This is a genomic window from Microbispora sp. H10830 (assembly GCF_014161375.1).
In the GTDB taxonomy this organism is placed as follows: Bacteria; Actinomycetota; Actinomycetes; order Streptosporangiales; family Streptosporangiaceae; genus Microbispora; species Microbispora catharanthi.
In genome coordinates, this window is record NZ_JABBWX010000011.1 from 1 (window position 1) to 23738 (window position 23738).

The following is a 23738-nucleotide window of genomic DNA, read 5'->3' on the forward strand; positions in this document are numbered from 1 at the left end:
GCCATCGTGTGGTGTCCTCCGCGAGAACCTTTGGTCGGGAACTCGCTGACCGTCACACGATGGCTCGCCCCATGTCCGGGGCTTGCATCAACAGCTTGGAGTTACACCACTCGAGGGGACGTCACCGGACCGTGAGGCGTTCGACGCGGGGCTGAAGGCAGTACTCGACGAGGTCAGGGTCAGCCTGGACCTGGGTGCACTGAACGCGTTCGTACACCGGTGGTGGATCTCCGCCTGCGACTCGGTACGCGATCCTGAAGGCCGCCGGCAGATGCACGAGCGGGCCGAACATGTCCTGGCCGGCGGACCCCGGTCCGAGGGGAAGCCGTGGCGCGAGATTCTCGCCGCCCGCGGGATCGATGTGTAGGTGTACAAGCTCGTTATCGATCCGATAGCCGAAGAGCAAATCGCCGCGCTCCCTGAGGAAGCGCTGCGCCCGCTCGCGGAGTTGTTCACGCTTCTGGAGACCGCTCCGTGGAGCGGGGAACCGTACAATCGGCCAAGCCGAGATCGAACATGCTCACCCACCCCTTCGGTGAACGAGGCCTAGCCACTTACGTCGTCCTGGAGGAGCAGCGTGAGAGCTACCTTGTTCGCCTCGAATGGCCATAGCTGTCCGCCACAGAACTGATCAACCCGCCTCACCGGCAAGCGAGCCTCGATGTTCTCCTGGCGAGGTCCAGCGGCGACGAGGGCAGGGTCAACCTTGACCTGGGTGCGTTTCATGCCTTCGTGCATAGGTGGCGGATCTCCGAGCTGCCCGAGGAAACGCGGTGCCCGGCACGGCCCTGCTTCAGCACAGCAGACAGCGCTCGACCGGCCGGGCCTGCCAGAGGCCCTCCATGCCGCGGAAGCGGTCGATCACGACGGGGACGTCCTCGGGGTCTTTGAGCTTCAGGTGGTAGTAGGACACCCCAGCTGTGAAGTCGCTGTCGGTGCGGGCCCGCAGGTCCTTGGTCGCGTGCTCGGGATCCTCGAAGTAGAACGCCTCGACCTCCGGCGTGCCACGGACGGCTTTGACGATCGCGTCCTGCTGTGCCGTGGTCAGGGGCTCGCGGCAGCCGGTTCCCTCGATCGGCTTACGCAGGCACAGGCGCAGCGTCACGTGCGTCTTGCCGTACCAGAATCCGTCGCCCTGTGGATAGACGCCGTCCACACCAGGTAGCGCACGGATGGCGCGGGAGAATTCACGGGATTTCGACCGGTCAAGCAGGACGCCGACGATGGAGTCGGTCATGTCTTCGCGTTGCCACTCGTGGAGCGGGTCATCGCTTGTGCTCCAGGTGAGCTTCCTGGACTCCTGATACTCCTTCCACTCCTGCTCGGCTGATTGATATTTGACCTCGCGTACGTCGGGGCGGGCCTCAAGCGCGGCGATGACGGCCCTCTTCTCCGCCTCGGTCGCCGAGCCGACGCTCACCTCGAACGTACCGGTAGTGGGCCAGGGGCCGGGTGGTGGCGGGAGAGGTCCCTGGGGCGGCCCGGCCAGCAGTCGGGGGAGCCCCCAGGCGGCGGCGATCAGTACGGCGACGACGAGCGGACCCGCGATCCACAGAAGTCGTGACCGGGAGGATCTCGGCTCGGTCCCATCAGACATGTCGGCGAATATGCCCAGTGATCATTATGCGGTCAAGCCGAATTCCGCGCCCTCTCGCACCCTGTCGCCAGGTGAGCGCCGCGTCTCCTCCCACCGCAGGGCCGACCGTCGAGCGGTGGTCACGATCTCGCGGGCCCTCCGGTGCCACACGCCCCGCCCCTCCGTGCCTGCCGGACGAGCCGGGATGCACGTCGCCGACGGCCGGATCAGGCGGCCGCCTGGTTCAGGATGAGCATGTCGGCGACGAAGCAGACGACGTCGCCGTCCGCGTCGCGGCCCACCCAAACCGGATAGGCCCCAGTGACCGTGTCCCCGGGCAACCTCCAGCACATCCACGGAGGGTGCGCCGCGCGACTGCGGAAGGTTCAGGCCACGTTGCCGGTAGGCGGGGTGAGGTAGCCGAGCGGGTGGATCTCGGCTTGACCCCGTCTGGAACGGCAGCGACCATGCCCAGTGATCGTTACGCGGGCAAGCAGAATCAGCGCGCATGCTCGCCGGCGATCGGGAAAGCAGCCCTTGTGTCATCGTTCACGACGACGAGAAGAGGCCGGACATGGAAAGGACACACGACGAACTGATCGCTTTGGAGACGGCGGGCTGGGCGGCACTTTCCTCCACCCCCGAGGCCGCCGCCGCGTTTTACGAGCGGGTCCTCGACCGTACCGTCGTCATGCTTCTGCCGGGCGGCATGGTGCTCGACGACCGAGCAGCGATCGTGAAGTCCATGGCTGGGCAGCCGTGGTCCTCCTACGAGCTCCACGACTCGCGCGTGGTACGCCTCACCGACGACACCGGACTGGTGACGTATGGGGTCGTCGCCGAACGGGACGGCGGCCCCGCGTACTCGGCGCTGATGAGCAGCCTGTACGTGCTCAGGCAGGACGGCTGGAAGCTCGCCTTCCACCAGCAGACCCCCCGGTGAGGCCCGCCCTGGCCGGCTGTCGGCCGCTGCGCGGCTGACACGAGGTCACGGCCGGATATGCCTGCCCGACGCGACCCGCGGAGCCGCCCACAGGAGCCATGCCCGCTGTACGGCCATCGGTGCGTCTCCGCGATCAGCGGGGCGCGTTCGTCCCGGCAGGTGAGGACTCGGATGCGGCGCCGCGGAGGCCGTCGGTCAGCGCTTGAACAGACGCGGCGCCAGGTCGATGAGGTTCTTCTGCCACACGTCCCAGCCGTGCGGTCCGGGGGTGACCCCGTCGAACTCGTAGCGGATGCCGAGATCCTTCATCGTGGTCAGCGACGACATGAAGAACGGCTGCACGAAGTCGGTCACATCGCCGACGTACAGGCGCAACATCGTGGTCCCCTTGTTGATCGCCTCCACGTCGACGCCGGTACCGTCGCCGAACCAGGCGGAGAACGCCGCGATGTAGGCGAACCGGCCCGGATACGCCTTGAGCACCCCGAGCGTCTGCACACCGCCCATCGAGAGCCCGGCGAGTGCCTGCTGCGACGAGTCGCTGGAGACGTTGTAGTGGGCGCGGGCCGCGGGAACGATGTTGTCCAGCAGCTCCTTGTTGAAGTCGGACACGTTGCCGTTGCCCATCACGACCACCATCGGCACCAGCTTGCCGTCCAGGAACTCGTGGTCGAGGATCTGCTTGGCGCGGCCCATCTCCACCCAGTCCGTGTAGCTCTGACCGCTGCCGTGCTGGAGGTAGAGGACGGGATACGGATGCGCGCGCTTCGCGTCGTATCCGGGCGGGGTCCACACCAACGCGGTCCGGTCCGCATTCGCCACGGTGCTCCGGTACGTCAGACTCTCGACCTTTCCGCCCTGACCGGCGGGAACGTCCGAAAGCAGGCGCGACCTCTCACCCGGGATGAAGAAGCTGCTCCAGTTCGGCTCGGAGGTCACCTTCGTCGGATTCGACGTGTCCTTGACCGAGACCCGATCCACGATCCACTGGTAGTAGTAGAACCACGGGTCCAGCGGACCCACGGTCACCCGCCACCGGTCGCCCTCACGGGACATCGGGATGCGCAGCCAGCTCCCGCCGGGAGCGTCGTTCGCCCACACCGTGACGTGCTTGGCGTCCTTGAAGTCCGTGGTGGTCTCGAAGGTGACGAAGCCGCCCTCGGACACGAACGGCGTCGGAGTGGTACCCGCCGGCGGCGGAGTGAACTCGCCCTTCAGCGGCCCGTGACCGGCGCTCGGACCGTGATTCGCCACATTGCGGAACAGCCTCGGCACGAAATCGATCAGGTTCTCCTGCCATGCCTTCCAGTTCGCCCCGGCGTCGGGGTTGACCCCGTCGAACTCGTACCTGACGCCGGCGTGCTTCAGCGCCTTCGTCAGGCGGACGGTCGCGTTGTAGGCGGGATCGGTCACGTTCCCGGTGTACAGACGCACCAGCTTGAGGTTGCGGTTGGCCGCGTTGGCCTTCGCCCGGTCCACGCCGTTCGTCAGAAGACCCGAGAACGAGCCGGCGTAGGCGAACTGGCCCGGGCCGGTCAGCGCGGCGCGCAACGCCTGCGACCCGCCCTCGGACACACCGGCGATCGCCTGGTGCTCCCGGTCGCGATGGACGCGGTAGGCGTCCCCGACCGCCTTACGGAGGTCCTTGAGGTCCTTGTCGTCGTCCGCTCCGCGGCCGTCGGTGATCACGACCACCATCGGCTCCATGGAACGCTGAGCCGACAGGTTGTCGAGGATCTGCTTGGCGCGGCCGAGGTCGAGCCAGTCGGTGGCACTCCTGTCCGTGCCGGACTGCAGGAACAGCACCGGATACGGCTTGCCGCCCTTGGCCGAGTACCCGGCCGGGGTCCAGACCAGAGCCGACCGCTCCTCCTTCTTGACCCGATAGGCCAGAATCTCGACCTTGCCGCCCTGCCCCTCAGGCACATCCGCCAGCAGACGCGCCGAGTCGCCCGAAACGAGGAAAGTGCTCCAGAGGGGCTTGGACGCCACGGTGGTGCTGTTCGTCGGGTCCTTCAGACCCTTGGTGTCGTCACCCGTGACCTGGTAGTAGTACAGCCCCGGCTTGAGCGGGCCGAGGGCCCCCCACCATACGTCGCCCCTGCGGGTCAGGCCGTACTCCGCCCACGCGGAGGAGGGGCCGAAGTTCCCCTCGACGGCAACCTGGGACACCTGGCCCACGTTGGCCTCGATGTAGGCCGCCGGGACGCTGATCGACACGTAGCCGTCCTCGGAGACACTCAGCCACGGCGTGTCCGCCACCGCCGGCCGCGGCGCGACCAGAACTGACGCGATCGCCATGACTCCGGCGACGATCACCGCCGAGAGCCGGCGCACGCCCTTGGGGCGCACGCTGCCGTGATGGAACAACGTCATACCGAAACTCCCTTGATGGCCGACAGTGGTCGGTCCGACCTACCGACCTGACACATCGGTGGAATGCGGCCGTGAATTCCTCGCCCGGCATCCGCCGCCACGGGCGCATTCACTCTCTTTTAGCCGCGCGCTATCAGTCCCGATTCCACCGAGTCAAGGTAATTGATACAGTTTGGAAACACAAGCCTCTGAAAGGACGCCGCCGAATCGCGCATGTCGGCCAGCGCTGGGCGGCTCTGCCGGCGCCGGCCCGAGGGCACGTCGCGTCCAGGGGAGCACGGCGAATGGGGCGCTGCCCCCGGGCACAAGGGCGACCCCGTGAATGTCCGCGGCGGCGGTTGGCGCCGGACGGCCGGTTTTCTGCGAGCGACGCGTCCGGCGGTGAATCCTGTCCCCACCGGAAACGTAATCCGTAATGTTTACGGCGCAACCGTCGCCGGTGCTTGACCCGTCCTCATTACTGCCGTATCGCCGGGGGCCGCTGTTTTCCGGATCCCCGGCCGGTCAGCAGCAGCTGCCCACCGGGATGGGGGCCGGGACGATCGCCTCGACGTGATGGGCCGGAGCAGCGACGCGGACCCCTGCGACCAGCCCAGCTCCGATCAATGCGGCGACCAGGAGGTGCTTCATGTGTCTGTTCATCTTTCCTCCCATTCGGACTGCCTTCCTTCGGGGAAATCAACGCCCTTCCTGACGAGAAAGTTCGGACGGCCCCGGAGCGGTCAGCAGTGGCCGTGGATCTCGGCCTGCTCCGCGAGGGCGCGTCGCTCGTCATGCCTGTCGCCGCTCTCCCTGGCGATCCGCAGCGACTCCGCGACGTGCCTCGCCGCCTCGCCGAGGTCGCCGAGCATCCGGGACGACCTGGCGAGCGCGACAAGGGCCTGAGAACGCTCCTGCGGCCCCTGCGCGCAGGCGTCGAAGCTCGACAGCGAGTCCCGCAGATGCGCGCGGGCTGCGACGGCGTCCCCGGCCGCGAGGTACGCCTCCCCGAGACGCCGGAGCGTCATCGCCTCGTGCATCGCGTCACCCGCCTCCCGGGCGCGTCGCAGCGCCTGCCACAGCGTTGCGACGGCCTCGGCGGGGGATCCGAGCACCAGACGCGCGTCGCCCATCATCATCAGCGCATAGCGCTCGCCCACAGAGGACCCGACCCGGCGGCTGATCGTCAACTGCCGCTCGGCGTACCGCAACGCCTCCTCCGGACGCTCCAGGAGGAGACAGGCGCTGGCGAGGTTGCCGAGCGCTCGCAGTTCTCCGAGGGGGTCTGCGAGCTCCCGGCACAAATCCAGCAGTTCGTCTAGGCACTTCAGTTCTTCCGCGTCGTGGTTGAGCAGGCGGTGCGCCATCGCCACCATCGCCAGCGCCTGTGCCTCGCTCCCCCGGTCTGCGAGCCGGCGGGCGGTCTGCAGCGACCTCGTGCCGAGCCAGAGCATCTCGTGACGGTATCCCTGCGCGGCGAGATCCCATTGCAGGCTGAGGGCCAGGCCGACGGCGAGACGGGCCGTCGCGGCATCCGCGTCCCATGCCTGGCCGACGATCGTCATCAGGTTGGGCCGTTCCCGTTCCAGCCAGCGGGTCGCCTCTTCCCGATCGTGCAGCGGCTCGGGCGTCTGCGGCACCTCCGGCACGCCGGCGTGCAGGCGGTGCGGGTCGATCACGCGCACGGCCGCGCTCGTGGTGGCGAGAAAGAAGCCGAGCACGCGGCGGAGCGCGGCCTTCCGCCGGTCCGGCGGTTCGGTGTCCAGTGCGCGCTCCTGCGCGTACAACCTGATGAGGTCGTGCATCGTGTAGCGGCCCGGAGTCGGGCTCTCCACCAGCCGCGCGTCGAACAGCCTCTCGATGACCTGCTCGGCGGCCCGCGGCGGCCGTTCGAGCAGCACGGCCACCGCCTCCAGGCCGAGGTCGGGCACGCGCAGCAGCCCGACCATGCGGAAGGCCCAGGCGGCCTCGCGGTCGAGGGCCTGCCCGCAGTCGGCCAGGGCCGTGTAGCTGACCGCGATGCTGCTCCGCACGCCGGCATCCCCGGTGCGCAGCTCGTCCAGCCTGCTGCTCTCGTCCTCCAGGCGTTCGATGAGCATGTCGGGCGACCAGCCGGAACGGCTCGCCAACCGGGCGCCGGCGACATGCAGAGCCAGGGGGAACCCGTCACAGAGGTCGGCCAGCCGTTCGACGGCTCGCTGCGAGAACCCGATGCCGCCGGCCTGGAACCGCCGGGCCAGCATGGCGACGGCCTCGCCCCGTGTCATGGGGCCGAGGTCGACGTGCGCGGCGGGAGCGGCCTGCGCCAGGTTCTGACGGGACGTGAGCAGGACGGTGGAGCCGGGCGTCATCGGCAGGAGGGGACCGACCTGCGCGATCGAGGAGGCGTCGTCGAGAAGGAAGAGCACCCGCCTGTCGTGGAGGATCGTACGCAGGGCCGAGGCGGCCTCGTCGACGTCGGCGGGAACCTCCGACCCCGGCGTGCCGAACGTTCGCAGGAGCCGGCCGATCAGCTCGCCCGTGTCCAGCCGCCGCACCCCGGGCATCGCGCCGCGCAGGTTGACGTACACCTGGCCGTCGGGGAAACGGGCCGCGGCCCGGTGCGCCACGTGAAGTGCCAGGGCGGACTTGCCCGCACCCGGCGGGCCGCAGATCGCCACCACCGGCGTCGGCGGCGACCCGTCGGGCGGGTTCAGCCAGGTCTCGAGGCGGCTCAGCTCCCGCTCCCGGCCCACGAAGTGCGGCGCGTCCGAGGGAAGCTGCCTCGGCACCGCCGGAGGCCTCGCCGATGCCTCGCCGTCGGACGCCTTGGGGACGTCGCCCGCGGCATCCGGTGAGGGGGCGCCGAGGAGAAGTTCAGCGTTCCCGGCGAGGATTCGCTGGTGGAGCCGCTGGACGGGGTGACCCGGCTCCACACCGAGGTCCCCGACCAGGCGCGTTCTGAGCTCGTGGAAGGCCGCGAGCGCCTCCGCACGCCGGCCGTCACGCGCCAGGGCCAGCATCAGCTGGCCCCACGGGCGCTCACGCAAGGGGTTGTCGCGTACGCACTGCCGGAGCGGGCCGATCGCCTCCGTGTGCAGGCCGAGTTCGAGCCGCGCGTCGACCCAGTCTTCGAAGACCCCCAGCCGCTCCTCCCGCAGCCCTACCGCGATCTCCTCAAGCGCGAGGGTGCGCGGCACGTCGTGGAAGGGGTCGTCGCGCCACAGCAGGAGGGCCCGCCGCAGCGTGGCCTCCCCCCGCCGTACGTCACCCGCCTGCAGCGTGCGGCGCCCCTGCCGAGCAAGGTCCCTGAACGTGAGGAGGTCGAGCTCGCCGGGTCGTACGTCGAGGCGGTAGCCGTCTCCCACCGTCTCGATCGGTGCGGCCCCCGGGTCTGCGGGCGACAGCAGCCGGCGCAGCGCCGAGACGTACGTCTTGAGGTTGCCCCGGGCCGAACGGGGCGCGACGCCGTCCCAGAGATGCTCCACGAGGCGATCGGCCGGGACGGCCCTGTTGGCGTTCACCAGCAGGGCGACGACGGCCTGACGATGCTTGGGGCGGACGAGCGGGATCTCCCGGCCGTCCGCGTCGCGGACCCGGACGGAACCGAGGAGCCGGTAATCCACGCCGCCTCCACCCTGAGTCGCAGGACGCCTAGATCCTAGGCATCCCCCTGACTCAGAGCAAGATCAGCAGTCGCCGGACTCTCGAGGCTACGAGCGGAAGCACTCCGGATATCGCCCTTTCAACTCGTTCATGACTGTCTTGATTTCGTCGACCGCGACCTCGTTATCGAGATGAACGGCTGTCTTCATATGCTGCGCCAGGACATCATGCAGGTTCGTCAGAAAGGCGCACTTACGAGGTGCGTCGATTTGGTCCACCCAAAGACAGTTCAGATCGAGGGCGTCTTGACACGCCCGCCGGTCAGCCGGATCCGCAGACCGCGCCAGGAGATCTGTGATGATGCGCTCGAAGGTCGCACTCCTCATGGAGACGTCACCGACCTCAAAGGCGAACAGCGCAGACATGTCGACTCCAGCCTAGTTGAGGATCTTCGTACCGTCGATGACGATGAGACGTAACTGAGTGGCCTTGTCGAGTCCCTGGTAGTAGGCCATCACCTCGCTGATCTGGCTGGAGGAGGCTCCGGACATGTCGACGATACCGAAGTCGGATTTCGCTGCATGACGAGGAATCTGCGCCAGGAAGTTGTTCCTCTGCCGCGCCCAATTCTTGAAAGCGCCAGGCGCGCCCATGGCGTCGAACTTGCCGCTGTTGCCGATGAAGTCCGCGTCCGGTGCATTGACTCCTTGCAAGTTTTCCTCTGGGAACAACGACCTCATGCGACCAAGCGTTGCCTGTTCGGCGGCGTTCAGGGCCTTTGGGCAGTTGTGGACGAGGACAGGTGTGGGGCCGGCCTGGACGTAGAAGGTGTGGGTGTCGGAGACGGTGAGGTCGTAGACGGTGGGGCGGGCCGGGACGGCGGCGGTGCCGACAACCCGGACGGTGGCACCGGCGGGGGTGCGGAGACGATCTGCCGGCGTCAGGTGGTCGGCGCGGACCCACGCCTTGTCCTGGGTGTCCCAGAACAGGTGGTGTTCGGTGGCGAGGATGACCCCGGTGTCGTGGCCCTTCTTGCCGTCGGTGTCGACGGTGATCTGCACCAGGGTGAGGTAGGCGGCGCCTGAGTAGGCGGCGACGACGAGTTTGGCCTCCGTCTTACCGGTGGCCGGATCGGTGGCGAGGACCTTGTCGCCGACCTTGACCTTCTCGATCGCCTTGGTGGTGCCGTCGGCGAGCTTGACCAGGGTGCCGGCGACGAAGCTGGTGGGGCAGGACGTTCGCGTCCCGGAGCCCGCGCGTGGCTTCCCGGCCGCCTTGCCCGCCGCCTTCGCCGCGGCGCCCTCGGCCGCGTCGTCGGCGGCGCCGCCCGCCTTGCCCAGGGCCGATCTCGCCCTGCTCGCGGCCTTGCCGACGACCCCGGCGACGGCCTTGCCCGCCGCCGTGGTGGCCAGCTTGCCGAGCGCCGCCGAGGCGGCCTTGCCGAGCACGCCGCCGGCCGCCCCTGTCACCGCTCCGATCGCGGCGGACTTGAACGCGCCGCCCATGCTCCACTGGTCGCGCGGCGTCGAGACGAGGTATCCGGCGAGGTTGCCGGCGGCTCCACCCGCCGCGGCGCAGCCGATGCTGCCTGCGCCGAACGTGGCGGCCTCGCAGCCGATGGTCACGGTGACCGAGACGGCGACGTTGACGATGGTGGCCTTGTGCTGGTTCCAGAAGTTCTTGGCCTTGCAGCCGAAGTTCCAGCGCCCGCAGTGCGGCGGGCTGCTCGGCGGGGGCGGCGGGTTGTACGTCGGGTGACCGCCGCCGCCACCGCCGCCACCGCCACCACCGGAGGGCGGATTGCACGGATTCGACGCGATGACGCCGCACTGGCCGCCGCCGTCGAGCATCAGCCCCGTCGGGTCCGACCCGTTCACCGGGTTGTTGTCGGCGTAGGCGTAACCGTTCCAGCTCTGCGGGTCCGAGGCGTCGAACACCGGGTCGACGGAGATGAAGCGGCCGGTCTCGGCGTCGTATTCGCGGGCGCCGAGGTGGGTGAGGGAGGTGGCCTCGTCGATGACGCCGCCGACGAAGCCCCGTTGGCCGGGCCAGAACGACGGCGGCGTGCCGCGCTGCTGCCCGAAGGGGGTGTAGCGGCGGCGGACGGGTGTCTGCGCGTCGTCGTCGGTGACCGAGACGTCGGTGGTGCCGTGATGGTCGGCGGCGAGCCAGGTGAGGGCCTTGCCGGTGGTGCGGGCGGCGACGACCTGGCCGCCGTGTAAGTAGTAACGGGTGGCGGTCTTGGCCCCGGTGGTCTTGTCCAGCCGGATCTCCATGCCCGCGACGTAGAGGGTCGTCGAGGTGGGATCGCGGCGGATCAGGCGCTCGCCGCCGGCGTCGTAGACGAAGGTGCTGACGCCGGACGGATCGGTGGACTTGGCGAGGTGCCCTTCGACGTCCCACTCCAGCGCCCGGCCCGAGCCGCGCTCGGTGGTGTTGCCGGCGGCGTCGTAGGTGTAGCTGTCGATCTGCCCGTCGCGGTCGCCGCCCTGGTAGGCGACCGACGTCAGCGTGTGCGGCTGCGGCTTGCCTGCCCCCGCGTACGCGTAGGTCTTGGTGACGTCGCCGTTCGCCTGGTGGTCGACCTCCTTGGTGCGGTTGCCGACCTTGTCGTAGCCGAAGGACTGCCAGTACGGCGCGGCTCCGCCGATCACTGTGGCCGAGGGCCCCGAAGCGCAGCCGTCGGTGGCGGTCCAGGCCTCGGTCAGGCGCTGCAGATGGTCCTGCCGGAAGCACTGCACGTCGGGCGTCTGGCCGGACGGAGTGTCGGCGATCTTGGTGATGTTGCCCGACGGATCGTACGAGTAGTTGGTGTCCGCGATCGAGATCGGGGAGGTCTCCCGTTCGAAGAGCGATCGGGTGAGCCGGCCCGTCCCCTCCTCGTAGAAGTTGGTCTCCTTCACCCGCTTCAGGCCGGTGCTCATGGTCATGTCGAGCACCTGGCCGAGCTTGGAGTAGGTGGTGGAGGTGACGTAGTTGGTCAGGCCGCGCGTCGTGGTGGGGTGGCCGAGCTCGTCATAGCCGTACAGCATCGTCTCGGCGAGCAGACCACCGGCCGCGGGCAGCACCGTGCGGTGGACGGTGCCGTCGAGGTTGTAGTCGGTGCTGGTCTTGTAGGTGCCGGCCAGCGCGCCCTCGGAGGCGGGGATGACGGTCTGGGCGCCGAGTGTCCGGTAGGCGTCGTCGAAGCCGGTGACGGCCGTGGTGTAGGCGTCCATGGCGCCGGTCGTGGCGTTCCTGACGTACCGGATGGAGGCGGTCGGCTGGCCCTTGACCACGGTGCCGTCGAGCAGGGTGTCGTACCTCCATTCGGCGAGCTTGGTGCCGCTCGCCGAGGTGCCCTCGTACTCGGCGGTCTTGCGGCCGAGCGCGTCGTAGGTGAAGAAGACGCTCTTGCCGCGGGCGTCGGTGGTCGTCAGCAGCCGGTCGGTCGTGTCGTCGTAGGTCAGCTTCGCGGTGCCCTTGTCGGGGTCGTCGAGCTGAACGAGGCGGCCACGCAGGTCGTAGTGGTAGGTCCACGCGTTGCCGTCGGCGTCCTTGATGCTCTCGGGCCGTCCGGTGGGCGTGTACGTGTAGGTGGTGGCGTCGTAGTCCCCGGCCGGGCCGTCGCTCCCGTACTCCCGGAACTCGACGAGCTCCCCGCGCGCGTTGGTGATGCTGGTGGTCGGAGTGCCTCCGGCCGGCGGGTCGACGCTGATGCGGTCGCCACCGTACGTGGTGGTGGTCCGCCACTGCTCGCTGCCGCGCTTGCGGAAGATCTGCGCGGTGGGCCACTCCATGCCGTTGTAGAGGGTGACGCTCTGCCCGGGGACGTCGTCGTCGCTGCCCGGGGTCCACAACGTGGCACCCGGCGCCCCCTCGACGTAGTAGTCCGCGTTGGTCTTGTAGACCAGGCCGCGCGTGTCGTACAGCGTGTCGTTCACCACGCGGCCGCCGCCGGGGGCGGGCTGCTGGCTCTGCCGGTGACGTAGGAGGCCGTCGTAGAGGGCGTAGCCGATGGTGTAGGTCGCCCCGTCGTTGCGGAGCGTCGAGGTGGTCACCGTGGTCGGCCCGTCGGTGCGGATCCGGTATCCGAACTTCATGTTCGGCGTCGAGGCGTACGTCGCCTTCGCCCGGCCCGGCAGCCACACGGCGGCGAGCCGGCCCAGCGGGTCGTAGGCCAGGTCGGTGCGCTTGCCGTTGAGGTCGATCGTGGCGGTGGGGAGCCCCCAGGCCGGCTCGACCTCGGTCTTGTCCACATGCCCGAGCGCGTTGGTCACCGTGGTGCCGGTGACCAGGCCGGTCGCCGGGGTGTAGGCCGTTGTCGTCTTGCCGCCCGAGGCGTCGGTCACCACCACCGGCCGGCCGTACGCGTCGAACGCGGTGGTGCCGACGGTGACGTACTGCGGGCCGCCGTTCCACGAGCCGAGCTTCTCGGTCCTGGTGACGTCGCCCTTGGACGGCGCGGCGCCGAACGCCTTTCCGTCGTAGTACTTGCGCACGTCGGAGGCCACGTCGTCCGGCCGCTTCGGAGTGACGTCGCACGCCTTGGTGACGGTCTCCACTCGGGAGACATAGGAGACCATCCAGCGGGATTCGTCCCGCGCGTACTCCGTGCGGATGCACTGGTCGTCGCTCGCGGTCGACTCGTCGCCGCGGTCGTCGACCTGGGTGGGCAGGCCGTCGGCGTTGTAGTCGGTGTCGGTCAGGGTGCGGCGCCAGCCGCCGGAGGCCAGTGCGGTGCGGGCGCGCTCGGTGTCCTCGCGCACCATGCTCGCGGTGGTCGTGCCCCAGGACCGCACTCGCTTGGCCGTCCGCTTCACCCAGTAACCGGTGACGCTGCCGGTCAACGCCGCGCCCTCGGGGCCGTCGAAGTGGATCTCCTCGCGGACCCGTCCCTGCAGGGCGTCGGCGTCGTCCACCGCGGTGCCCGCCGAGTCGGTGACCTTCACGTTCCGCGTGCCCCCGCCGGGCAGTTCGTCGCCGTCCATGCCGCGGAAGTAGAGGTACTCCGACCGAGAGCGCTGCTCGGGCGCCTCGCCGTGCGTGACCCGCACCCTGCCGTAGCCGCGCCACTGCGACCAGGTCTTGTACTTCTCCTTGGTCAGCCCGTCGTCGTCATCGTGGTGCCACGCGCCGCCGCCGAGGTACTCGTAGCTCGTCACCTCGTCGGGCGCGCCGCCCGTACGGTCGATCTCCCGCACCTGGGTGACGACGTACTTGTGGAACCAGTCGAGCGTGGGCGAGGTCGCGCCCTCCGGCGACCAGTACTGCGGGTAGCACCGCCGGGTGTTGGTCCCGATCTCCGGCTTGTCGCCGGCCGTGCAGTCCTCGCCGGAGTACGCGACGGACAGGGAGCCGCCGGTCTCGTTGTCGATCGCCGAGATCCGCCACTTGGTCAGCGGCGGGCGTCCTTCGAGGGCGTCGACGCGGTTGGGCTTCTGGACGCCCGCGAACCTCACCGACGGCAGCGACGCCGTGCCGCCGACCTTGCCGGTGTGGGTGATCCCCGCCAGCCAGAGCGTGGCGGCCGTGCCGTCGCCGGGGGCGCGCATCTGCTGGTCCAGAGTCCAGGTGTCGACGTCCCTGTACGTGCCGCCGGAGAGAACCTGGGTGGTGACGGCGGCCAGCCGCTTGCGCGTCCAGAACGTCGGGGAGTACTTGTCGATGCACTTCTCACCGGAGTCGCAGTTCTGGTCGTACGGCACGTCGGGCCAGTACTTGGCGTTGTCCTTGGTGAACTTGCTCTCCGCGCAGTCGAAGCTCGACGTCGGGATGCACCGCTCCCTCACGTCGAAGGAGACCCGCGCCGGGGCGGACGAGGTGAAGATCGCGTCCGAACGCTGGCCGTAGTCGATACGCTTGAGGTAACCGCCCCGGTCGTACGAGGTCGGGGTGCCGTTGGGGACGCCGTCGGTCAGCGTGGTGACATCGCGGCGGTAGTAGTTGGTCTCCTTGCCGTACCAGAAGGTGCTGACCGTGCCGTGCGGGTCGACGACGTAGTCGAGGTTCCACCGCCACGCCTGCCGGCACCAGGAGTCGGAGAAGGACGACTTGTGGCACGGCTCGCCGTCGTCGTCGCCGAAGACCGGCACCGTCCACGTGGAGTTCGTCTCCGCCTGGCCGCTGCTCCAGCCGGGCAGATGGTTGCGGCCGAAGTAGTACTGGGTGCCGTCCGGTGTGGTGACCCGCCAGTACTCGCCGTCGTCGTCGCCGTTGCCGGCGCCGGACAGCTTCTCGATCTTGGCGCCGTCGTCGTCCTTCGGCTGCCAGGTGCCGGTCGCGTCGTCCAGCACCAGCTCGGTGGCCTGCCCGTTCAGCGACAGCGTCGCGTTCGAGTTGCCCCAGCACTGGTCGTTGCGCTTGGGCGTGACGCCGTCGTCGGCGCACGCCTTGTATCTGCGCTCGACGAACCCGGGCCAGTAGTCGAAGCCCTCGCCGATCCAGGAGGCCTGGTTGTTGGTGGCGACCGTGCGGCCGTCCACGCTGCCGGAGGAATAGGCGAACCCGACATTCGGCGTCGGACCGCCGGGCACCGGCGGCAGCCGGAGCGGATACGCCCAGGAGAACGCGCCGGTCTGGTTGCTCACGCTCCACGTCGCGGACGGCGACAGCGAGGTCGCCTCGTAGGTGCCCGCCGACCCCGAGGGCGCGGCCTCCGCCGCCAGCGTCATCGTCGTCGCGGCGGCGAGATCCACGTCGGCGGTCAGCCGGCCGGTCGTGACATCGTTACGCGTGGGCAGCGGCGTACGCGTCTGGCAGCCGGGCCGATCGGGGGTGGCGGCCGCGCAGTCCGGCAGGCGTACCAGGCGCAGCCGGGACGCCCAGTCGCCGCCGTAGGCGTACCGGAATCCGGAATAGTCCACCTCGACCGCGACCCGCCGTGCCGCGCCTCCCGCCTGCGGGGTCAGCTGCAGGCCCAGGCCGGTGACGTGCGACCGCTCAGCCGTGGGTCTGTCGAGCACCCGCACCTGTACGGCCGCCGCCGAGGCGCCGGAGGACGGCGTCGCCGTACCGGCTCTCGCCGCGGCGGGGGCTTCCGAGGACGGCGGCGCCGTGCCGGGTTTCGCCGCGCCCGCCGGGCCGATCCACACCGGCAGCAGGCCGGCCCGCGTCATGCCCGCCCCCGCGCCCGCGGGCGCCGTGGCGGCCACCGCGCTTCCGGCCGGGGAGCCGAGGGAGACCACCGCGGCGCCGGCCTGCGGCCAGGTCACCGTGGGGGCGCCCCTGAGGTCGAACCGGGCCCCGGGGTCCGGCACGGCGGCCCGCGCGCGGCTCTCGTGGCCGGGCACGGGACGCTGGTCCTGCGCCTCGTGCCAGCCCGGGTCGCCCGACGCGCGCGCCTCCGGAACGGGTACGGCCAGAGCGGCCGGCACCACGACCGCCAGCATTCCGGCGACCCCGGCCCAGCCTCGCCATGAAGCGAGCACGACTACCTCCGGTTGAACGTGGATGAGAGGGGGACGAGGCGGCGGTCAGCCGTCCAGGGGGAGGTTCATCGCGATGTTGACGACCTGGCGGTCGGTCAGGATGCCGGTGTAGGCGCGGACGTCGTCGATGTCACCGCTGAAGTAGTCCACGGCCGCGCTGCGGTATTTGGCGCGGCCGATCTGCAGCGCCCCTGCCGCCCATCCGCCGGTGACGGGACGCTGGTCGTTGAGCTGGCCGTTGACGTAGAGGCGGATCTGCTTGGACTGCTCGTCGTACACGCCCGCCAGGTGGGTCCAGGTGTTGAGCGCCGAGCAGTCGACGGGCTCGGCCGAGATGGCGTGCGTCAGGGTGCCGCTGGCGGCGTCAGGGGTCGTCGAGAACGACCAGTGCGGCACCGCGACGCCGTTCTCGGCGATGAGCCGGTAGCCGAGGTAGAAGGAGCTGTAGGTGGCTCCGTCCTGGGCCAGGACGGTGATCGCGTGGCTCGGCAGCACGCAGGTGTCGTCGCCTGACAGGCGCACCCAGGCCGTCACCGCGTAGCTGTGGTCGGTGCGCAGCGGCGCCGACGGGGTGGTCGCGTAGCCGGTGGTGCCGTTGAGGCTGAGCGCGCCGCCGCCGTCGAAGCCGTCGCCGGACCAGCCGGCGCCGCCGCCGAGCGCCGCGGGCCAGCGGCTGTCGGTGGAGTTGGCCGCGGTGGTGCCCGTGCCTTCCTCGAACGTCCACCAGCCGCGCTGGATGGGCGGCTGTTTGGCCATGGCGGCGATCTCGTTGCCGAGCGCCGGGTCGTTGACGGTGCGCGGGTCGTCCGACAGCTCCCGCTTCCAGATCTTCACGTCGTCGATGTCGCCGGCGAAGTTCTCGATGTACGCGCCGTGCGACCGCACCCGGCCGATCTGCAGCGCGCCGGTCGCGTCCCAGGGCGCGTAGGGGAAGGGACCCGTCGTGGACTGGAGGATGCCGTTGACGTACAGGCGCAGTTGCCTGTGGGGAGCGTCCCACACGCCGGTCAGGTGGGTCCAGATGCCGGTCGTCGGCTCGGCGTCGCTGATCGCCCGGATGATGGTCTTGTCGTCGACGTCGGCGTCGAACTTGCTGAAGACCCACCGCTTGGAGCCGGAGGAGTAGTAGAGCTGGAATCCCGTGCCGCGTACGGCGTCCTGGCTGACCACGGTGGAGTTCTTGCTCTTGTCGTTCAGCAGCGCCCAGGCCGAGACGCTCATGCTCCTGTCGGTGTGCACCACCGGGCCGTCCGTGCTGCCGTACCCGGTGCCGCCGTCCAGGCGCAGACCCCCGGCCACGCGGCCGCCGGACCAGGTGGCGCCGCCCGCGATCGTCGCCGGATGTGTCGTCGCCCCGGAGTCGGCCGCCGTGGTGCCCGAGGTCTCGTCCAGCCGCCAGTGTCCCTCCGGGCCGAACCCGGTGTTGACGTAGAAGCTGTAGACGGCGGGGGTCTTGCCGACGTTGCCCGCCCGGTCGACCGGGAAGACGAACAGGGCGTTCAGCCAGTCATGACGAGGGGCGAGGCGCACGTTGACGGACGTCTGCCCGGCGGGGATCTGCACCTGGGTCGCGGCCGTGGCCAGGGCGGGGTCGTCCAGCGCCCATCGGAAGGCCGTCACGTCGCTCTCGCCGTCGCCGGGAGACAGCGTGAACCCACCCGCCCAGCCCACGCTGCCCTTCCAGTCGTCGGGGGTGTCGGCCGGATAGTCGGCGGAGGTCACCTTGGGGAGGGTGGTCGGGTCGACCGTGTCCACGGTGAACTCGCACCACTTGCTCCACGCGCTGGAGTCGGTGCCGTCGTAGGCCCTCACCTTGTAGCTGTAGCTGTGACCGGTGACGAGCCCGGCCAGCTTGACCGAGTGGTCGGTGGGCGAGGTGGTGTACTTGTAGGCGGTCTTGCCGCCGCCGGGCATGGTCGAGGTGATGTCGTCCCACACGCCGGTGGCCGCGTTGTAGTGGTGCAGGACGAACTCGGCCCGTACGCCGTCGTTGGCCTTGTCCGGGTCATAGATGCGGGCCTTGAGCTGGAGCGGGTTGGCCGCGTCACCGGCGTTCACGGCCGGGCGGGAGGCTCCGGTGACGCAGGGGGTCGCCGGATAGGTGCCGATGCCCGACGGGGCCGCCGGCGGGGTGTTGTAGTCGATGACGAGCTTCGGCGAGCTGCTGAAGCCCTTCCAGCCCCACGCGCTGCTGCCGGTGTCGTCGTAGTCCTTCAGCCCGAACGTCGTGTTCGACCAGCCCGACTTGGCGGCCTTGACGATCGCGCCGGTCACGTCGAACTCGATGCCCTTGTCCGGGCAGGAGGAGCTGTATCCCGCGTCGGAGGCGACGCTGTCCAGATGGCTGCTCCAGGACGGCTGACGGTTCCAGGTCGTCGAGGACGAGATGCCGCCGGTCAGCCAGAGCTGCACGGCCTGCGGATCTGAGGTGCAGCCCCACGACTTGACCTGCGTGATGCGGAACGTCGCCTTCAGGATGTGCTTGCCGTTGACGTTGTCGGAGTCCATGCGGAAGAACGACCGTTTGACGCCGCCGCCATAGGAGCCCGCCTCCGGCATGTGGCTGGAGTTCCAGTACTCCTGCGACGGGTAGGCCTTGTCCACGTACGTCCAGGCCAGCTTCGACCCCGACCACTGGGGGTCGATGTAGACCGGATAGGTGGTGTCGGCGGCGGTCAGCAGGTTCTCGTCCGGGGTGAGCGCGAGACGGTCCGGGCCGACGTCGACACCCATGACGGCCTGCCTGCCCTCGCCCGCCGGCCCGGCCTTCAGCGTGGCGGCGGCGGGCACGCCCGAGGAGTCCCACATCCGCGGCGCGGGCGCGTGGAACACCTCGCTCCCCGACTCGGTGACCGCGCTCAAGCCGCCGGTCGCCGTCTTGCGCACGCTCAGCCCGTTCGCGCGCAGGCCGAAGGTGAGCCGGTTCAGCGCGGGGTTGGCGGCGGCCTGCCTGGACTTGACCACGAGCACCTCGGAAAAGCCGAGCACCGACGCGGTCACCTTCAGGTCCACCCCCGGCAGCACCTCGGCGTACGTCGCGGTGTCCCCCTCAAGGGACGGCTTGGGCAGACCTTCCGGCCAGGTCATCGCCACCGAACGCCCGCCCTCGCCGATCGCGGCCAGAGGGGCCGTCCCGCCTCCGGAGAAGGTCAGCTCCAGCGGGGTCGCCACCGTGTGCACGGTCCCGTCCGCGCCGAAGACCAGAGTCGGATCGACATCGGCCCAGCCGGTGCCACGCCGTACCCGCTCGGGCAGCGCCGAGGTCTCCGAGGTGAGGCTGCCGTCTGCGTTGGCGAACACCTGGCGGTTCTCCGTACGCAGCGACAGCACCTCCACCCGCTGTCGCGACGTCCGCGCGAGCTCGACCGCCTCTCTCTCCGTCGGGGCGGCGGCCGGCGACGGCGTCGGGCCGGAGGTGCGCTCGGCCGTCGCGGGCAGGGCGGGTCCGAGGTGTACGGCACCGGCCGTCAGCAGGACGGTGGCGGCCAGGGCGATGCCGCGCGGGCGAAGGCGCATCGGGTCTCCAACGAGCGGGGGGGTACGCACAGAACCGCGATGGTTCGCCGCAAGGAGATCAGGACCGGGTCCACCGCCGGTTCATTCGGCGTGAACCGGGGTCAACCGGCACAATCGGCCCAGCGACCGGCCCAGCGACCGGCCGTGGTCGCCCGCGGGGTGACCACGCCTCGATCGGGGCGGCGACGGGCCGCGATCGCGCCGGCGCGGTGGTTCGCCCGGGGTGATCTCGCCCGCCGCGTACTCGCGCGGATCGACCGGCGATAGCCTCTCGTGCGGACGAAACGGGAGGTTACCGGCGTGACGGAACTGCTGATGGGGCTCAGCCTCGGCCTGGGCGCGGGGGTCACGCCCGGTGCGCTGCTGACGCTCGTCATCACGGCGAGCCTGCGCGGCGGGTTCCGCTCGGGGGTGCGCCTGGCCTGCGTGCCGTTGCTGTCCGACCTGCCCGTGGTGCTGCTCGCCGTGACGGCCGTCGGGGCGCTGCCGCCGGTGCTCCTGCGCGTGCTGTCGGTCGGAGGCGGGCTCTACGTCGTGTATCTGGGCGTGGAGACGCTGCGCGAGGCCCGTACGGCCCTGCCGCCCCGCCCCGGCGAGGACGCGCCCTCCTCCGCCGGGGAGGTCCTGCGCGGTGTGGTGGTGAACCTGCTCAACCCCCACCCCTGGCTGTTCTGGATCGCGGTCGGCTCACCGATCTTCGTCTCGGCGTGGGACCGGGCCCCGGCGTACGCGCTGGCCTTCGTGGGCGGGTTCTACCTGGTCCTGGTGGGTTCCAAGGTTGCCCTGGCGGGAGCCGTGGGGGCCGGCCGGGACCGGCTGACCCCCCGCGGCTACCGCCTGCTGCTGGGCGCGAGCGGCGCGCTGCTCGCCGCCGTCGGCGCCGTGCTCACCGTTCGAGGACTGCTTCCCCAGGGGTGGTAGCGGCCACCCTGCTGCGGCGGCGGCCGTACAGGAAGTAGACGGCGGTGCCCACGACCATCCAGGCGAAGAACCGGATCCAGGTCTCCACGGGCAGGTTGAGCATCAGGTAGGCCGAGGCCAGCACCGACAGGATCGGCACCACCGGCACGAACGGCGTGCGGAAGGAACGGGGCAGGTCGGGGCGGGTCCTGCGCAGGACCACCACCGCCACCGCGACGATGACGAACGCGAACAGCGTGCCGATGTTCACCAGCTCCGCGATGGCGCTCAGCGGGATCAGCGCCGCGAGCAGCGCGGTGACCGCGCCGATGACGATCGTGATCCGGTACGGCGTGCGGAACGTCGGGTGAACCTTGGCGAGGGACCGGGGCAGCAGGCTGTCGCGGCACATGGCGAACAGCACCCGGCTCTGGCCCAGCATGAGGATCATCACGACGGTGGTGAGCCCGGCGATGGCTCCGATGCTGATCAGCGTCGCCATCCAGGGCTGGCCCACCGACCGGAACGCGTCGGCGAGCGGGGCCGACGCGCTGAGCTCCGAGTAGTGCTGCATGCCGACGACCACGAGCGAGACCGCCACATAGAGGATCGTGCAGACGACCAGCGAGGCGATGATCCCGATCGGCAGGTCGCGCTGCGGGCGACGGGTCTCCTCGGCCGCGGTCGCCACGACGTCGAACCCGATGTAGGCGAAGAACACCAGGGCGGCGGCCGTGAAGACGCCGAAGACGCCGTACGCGACCGGCTGCACGCCGAACAGCACCTGGATGAGCGGGGCCTTCATGCCCTCTCCGGCGGCCATGTGGTGGGCCGGCGGGATGAACGGCCGGTAGTTGGCCCCCTTGATGAAGAACAACCCGGCGATGATCACGAGCAGCACGACGGCCAGCTTGACCGCCACCATGGCGCCGTTGAACCGGGCCGACATCTTGATCCCGGCCACCAGCACCCCGGTCAGCAGGATCACGATCAGCGCCGCCGGGACGTTGAAGACGGCGTCGTCGCCGGCGATGGACGACGGCAGGTAGATCCCGAAGTTCTTCAGCAGCGAGGCGAAGTAGCCCGACCAGCCCGAGGCGACCACCGCCGCACCCAGTGCCAGCTCCAGCATCAGGTCCCAGCCGATGACCCAGGCAGGGAACTCGCCGACCGTCGCGTACGCGTAGGTGTAGGCCGAGCCGGCGACCGGGACCGTGGCGGCGAACTCGGCGTAGCACAGGGCCGCGAGCGCGCACACGATCCCGGCGACCACGAAGGAGATCGCGACGGCCGGACCGGCCGTGTTGCGCGCCGCCACGCCGGTCAGCACGAAGATGCCGGTGCCCACGATGACGCCGATGCCGAAGACGGTGAGGTCGAGAGCGCTCAGGCTGCGCCTGAGCCGATGCTCGCCGCCCTCGGCATCCTCAATCGACTGTTCTACCGGCTTCGTCCGGAAAAGGCTCATCCGCAGGCTCCTCATCACGTCGATGACCTGCAGACTTCCCGGTCACACCGGTATTACTCCTGGTTATCAATCGGTGGGCTGCACAAGCCGCGCCGGATGGCTCTCCATCACCTGCGACCGGCGCGCCACGGCCTCGGTGATCTGACGGGCGAGGTCCTGCCCGGTCAGGCCGATCTCGGAGAGGATCTTGGCCCGCTTGGCGTGGTCGAGGAAGCGCTGGGGGATGCCGTAGGTCCGCACCGGCACGTCCACGTCGGCGTCGCGCAGCAGGCGCGCCACGGCGTCGCCCACGCCGCCGACCCGGCCGCTGTCCTCCACCACGACGACCAGCTTGTGGGCGGCGGCGGCCAGCACCAGGGCCCGGTCCAGCGGCTTCACCCAGCGGGGGTCCACCACGGTGGCCGAGATGCCCTGCGCGTCGAGGAGGTTCGCGGCCTCCATGCAGATCTCGGCCATCGGGCCGACCGCGACCAGCAGCACGTCGGCGTCGCCGGCGCGGAGCACGTCCATCTCGCCGAGCTTGCCGACGGCCTCCACGTCCTTGGGCAGGGCGCCCTTGGGGTAGCGGACCACCGACGGGCCGTCGTCGATCCCGACCGCCTCGGCCAGCAGCTCGCGCAGCCGCGCGCCGTCGCGCGGGACGGCGATCGACAGCCCGGGGATCACCTGCAGGATCGACAGGTCCCACATGCCGTTGTGGCTGGGGCCGTCGTCCCCCGTCACCCCCGAGCGGTCGAGCACGACGGTGACCGGCAGGCGGTGCAGCGCCACGTCCATCAGGAGCTGGTCGAAGGCGCGGTTGAGGAATGTCGCGTAGAGGGCCACGACCGGGTGGAGCCCGCCGATGGCGAGGCCGGCGGCGCTGGTCAGGCCGTGCTGCTCGGCGATGCCCACGTCGTAGATCCGGTCCGGGTACGCCTCGGCGAACGCCGCCAGGCCGACCGGGTGGAGCATCGCCGCGGTGATCGCGACGACGTCGTCCCTCTCGCCGCCGATCTTCACGATCTCCTCGCTGAACACGTTGGTCCAGCTGTGCGGCTTGGGCCGCTCCTCGCCCGTCAGCGGGTCGAACGGGCCGGGACCGTGGAAGCAGTCCTCGTCGTGGTTCTCCGCGTGCGTGTAGCCGTTGCCCTTGCGGGTGAGCACGTGGACGATGACGGGCCCGCGGAAGGCCCTGGCGCGGCGCAGCGCGGCCTCCACCGCCCCCTCGTCGTGGCCGTCGATCGGGCCGACGTACTTCAGCCCGAGGTCCTCGAACATGACCTGCGGGGTCAGGATGTCCTTCAGGCCCTTCTTGATGCCGTGCAGCGTGTCGTACAGCGGCGCGCCGACCACGGGCACCCGGCCGAGGTTGCTCTTCACCAGTTCGAGCACGTGCTCGTAGCCCTGGGTCATCCGCAGCGACGACAGGTGGGAGGCGAGACCGCCGATCGTCGGCGAGTAGGAGCGGCCGTTGTCGTTGACCACGATGATCAGCGGCAGGTCCTTGCGCCCGGCGATGTTGTTCAGCGCCTCCCAGGCCATGCCGCCGGTCAGCGCGCCGTCGCCGATCACGGCCACCACCGTGCGGCCGGCCTCCCCGCGCAGCGTGATCGCCTTGGCCAGCCCGTCGGCGTACGACAGGGCGGTGGAGGCGTGCGAGTTCTCGATGACGTCGTGCTCGGACTCGGCCTGGCTGGGATACCCCGACAGGCCGCCCTCCTGGCGCAGCGTGCCGAACTGCCCGGCCCGCCCGGTCAGCATCTTGTGCACGTACGCCTGGTGGCCGGTGTCGAACAGGATCGGGTCGCGCGGCGAGTCGAAAACCCTGTGGAGGGCGATGGTCAGCTCGACGACGCCGAGGTTGGGCCCGAGGTGGCCGCCGGTCTTCGCGACGGAGGAGACCAGCAGGTCGCGGATCTCCGCCGCCAGCACGGTCAGCTCCCCCTCTTCCAGGCGCTTCACGTCGAGCGGGTCCTTGATCGTCTCCAGAATCCCCACCGCTCA

Annotated in this window: 13 protein-coding genes; 3 read left to right on the forward strand and 10 right to left on the reverse strand. The window is 70.1% G+C overall.

Going from position 1 to position 23738, the window contains the following annotated elements:
- The first annotated feature begins 82 nt into the window (after nt 1-82).
- Nucleotides 83-367 (forward strand): DUF6247 family protein, encoded by a 285-nt coding sequence (locus tag HHX35_RS42725; RefSeq protein WP_220505905.1) that lies wholly within the window; start codon nt 83-85, stop codon nt 365-367.
- Between the two features lie 426 nt (nt 368-793).
- On the opposite strand, the gene HHX35_RS26015 is transcribed toward HHX35_RS42725, so the two are convergent.
- Together HHX35_RS26015 and HHX35_RS42730 are read right to left on the reverse strand one after the other, a co-directional pair.
- Nucleotides 794-1597 carry a permease-like cell division protein FtsX gene (locus tag HHX35_RS26015; protein WP_182901362.1) on the reverse strand — a complete coding sequence of 268 codons (804 nt, stop codon included), beginning with the start codon at nt 1595-1597 and terminating at the stop codon, nt 794-796.
- 206 nt (nt 1598-1803) lie between these two features.
- Complete coding sequence (locus tag HHX35_RS42730) at nt 1804-1929, reverse strand: DUF4241 domain-containing protein (RefSeq protein ID WP_220505906.1); 126 nt, start codon at nt 1927-1929, stop codon at nt 1804-1806.
- Nucleotides 1930-2084: 155 nt separating this feature from the next.
- Here HHX35_RS42730 and HHX35_RS26020 point away from each other — a divergent pair, with 155 nt between their 5' ends.
- Nucleotides 2085-2519 (forward strand): DUF4440 domain-containing protein, encoded by a 435-nt coding sequence (locus HHX35_RS26020; RefSeq protein WP_182901363.1) that lies wholly within the window; start codon nt 2085-2087, stop codon nt 2517-2519.
- A 195-nt stretch (nt 2520-2714) separates the two neighbouring features.
- On the opposite strand, the gene HHX35_RS26025 is transcribed toward HHX35_RS26020, so the two are convergent.
- From HHX35_RS26025 to HHX35_RS26050, 6 genes are all read right to left on the reverse strand, one after another.
- Nucleotides 2715-4895 carry an esterase family protein gene (locus tag HHX35_RS26025; protein WP_182901364.1) on the reverse strand — a complete coding sequence of 727 codons (2181 nt, stop codon included), beginning with the start codon at nt 4893-4895 and terminating at the stop codon, nt 2715-2717.
- Nucleotides 4896-5399: 504 nt separating this feature from the next.
- Nucleotides 5400-5537, reverse strand: coding sequence for a hypothetical protein (locus tag HHX35_RS26030; RefSeq protein ID WP_182901365.1), 138 nt, complete (start codon nt 5535-5537; stop codon nt 5400-5402).
- An 80-nt stretch (nt 5538-5617) separates the two neighbouring features.
- Entirely contained in the window at nt 5618-8479 is a 2862-nt protein-coding gene (locus HHX35_RS26035; protein ID WP_182901366.1) for a BTAD domain-containing putative transcriptional regulator, read from the reverse strand.
- An 87-nt stretch (nt 8480-8566) separates the two neighbouring features.
- Nucleotides 8567-8884 carry a hypothetical protein gene (locus HHX35_RS26040; RefSeq protein ID WP_182901367.1) on the reverse strand — a complete coding sequence of 106 codons (318 nt, stop codon included), beginning with the start codon at nt 8882-8884 and terminating at the stop codon, nt 8567-8569.
- A gap of 12 nt (nt 8885-8896) precedes the next feature.
- On the reverse strand, nt 8897-15868 hold the full coding sequence (locus HHX35_RS44760) for a polymorphic toxin-type HINT domain-containing protein (RefSeq protein ID WP_182901368.1): 6972 nt from the start codon (nt 15866-15868) through the stop codon (nt 8897-8899).
- 45 nt (nt 15869-15913) lie between these two features.
- A complete protein-coding gene (locus HHX35_RS26050; protein ID WP_182901369.1) occupies nt 15914-19384 on the reverse strand; it encodes a LamG-like jellyroll fold domain-containing protein in 3471 nt (1156 codons plus the stop codon).
- A gap of 300 nt (nt 19385-19684) precedes the next feature.
- Here HHX35_RS26050 and HHX35_RS26055 point away from each other — a divergent pair, with 300 nt between their 5' ends.
- On the forward strand, nt 19685-20305 hold the full coding sequence (locus HHX35_RS26055; protein ID WP_182901370.1) for a LysE family translocator: 621 nt from the start codon (nt 19685-19687) through the stop codon (nt 20303-20305).
- Here HHX35_RS26055 and HHX35_RS26060 read toward each other — a convergent pair.
- Nucleotides 20271-21752 carry an amino acid permease gene (locus HHX35_RS26060; protein ID WP_310739312.1) on the reverse strand — a complete coding sequence of 494 codons (1482 nt, stop codon included), beginning with the start codon at nt 21750-21752 and terminating at the stop codon, nt 20271-20273. The two genes, HHX35_RS26055 and HHX35_RS26060, sit on opposite strands and share 35 nt — an antisense overlap.
- A gap of 66 nt (nt 21753-21818) precedes the next feature.
- Nucleotides 21819-23732, reverse strand: a complete 1914-nt coding sequence (gene dxs, locus HHX35_RS26065) for a 1-deoxy-D-xylulose-5-phosphate synthase (RefSeq protein WP_182901371.1) — start codon at nt 23730-23732, stop codon at nt 21819-21821.
- Between the last annotated feature and the right edge of the window lie 6 nt (nt 23733-23738).

Coding starts and splice junctions, on each gene's coding strand:
- HHX35_RS26015 (WP_182901362.1), bottom strand. CDS start 1,597: ATGTCTGATGGGACCGAGCCGAGATCCTCCCGGTCACGACTTCTGTGG.
- HHX35_RS42730 (WP_220505906.1), bottom strand. CDS start 1,929: ATGTGCTGGAGGTTGCCCGGGGACACGGTCACTGGGGCCTATCCGGTT.
- HHX35_RS26020 (WP_182901363.1), top strand. CDS start 2,085: ATGCTCGCCGGCGATCGGGAAAGCAGCCCTTGTGTCATCGTTCACGAC.
- HHX35_RS26025 (WP_182901364.1), bottom strand. CDS start 4,895: ATGACGTTGTTCCATCACGGCAGCGTGCGCCCCAAGGGCGTGCGCCGG.
- HHX35_RS26030 (WP_182901365.1), bottom strand. CDS start 5,537: ATGAACAGACACATGAAGCACCTCCTGGTCGCCGCATTGATCGGAGCT.
- HHX35_RS26040 (WP_182901367.1), bottom strand. CDS start 8,884: ATGTCTGCGCTGTTCGCCTTTGAGGTCGGTGACGTCTCCATGAGGAGT.
- HHX35_RS26050 (WP_182901369.1), bottom strand. CDS start 19,384: ATGCGCCTTCGCCCGCGCGGCATCGCCCTGGCCGCCACCGTCCTGCTG.
- HHX35_RS26060 (WP_310739312.1), bottom strand. CDS start 21,752: ATGAGCCTTTTCCGGACGAAGCCGGTAGAACAGTCGATTGAGGATGCC.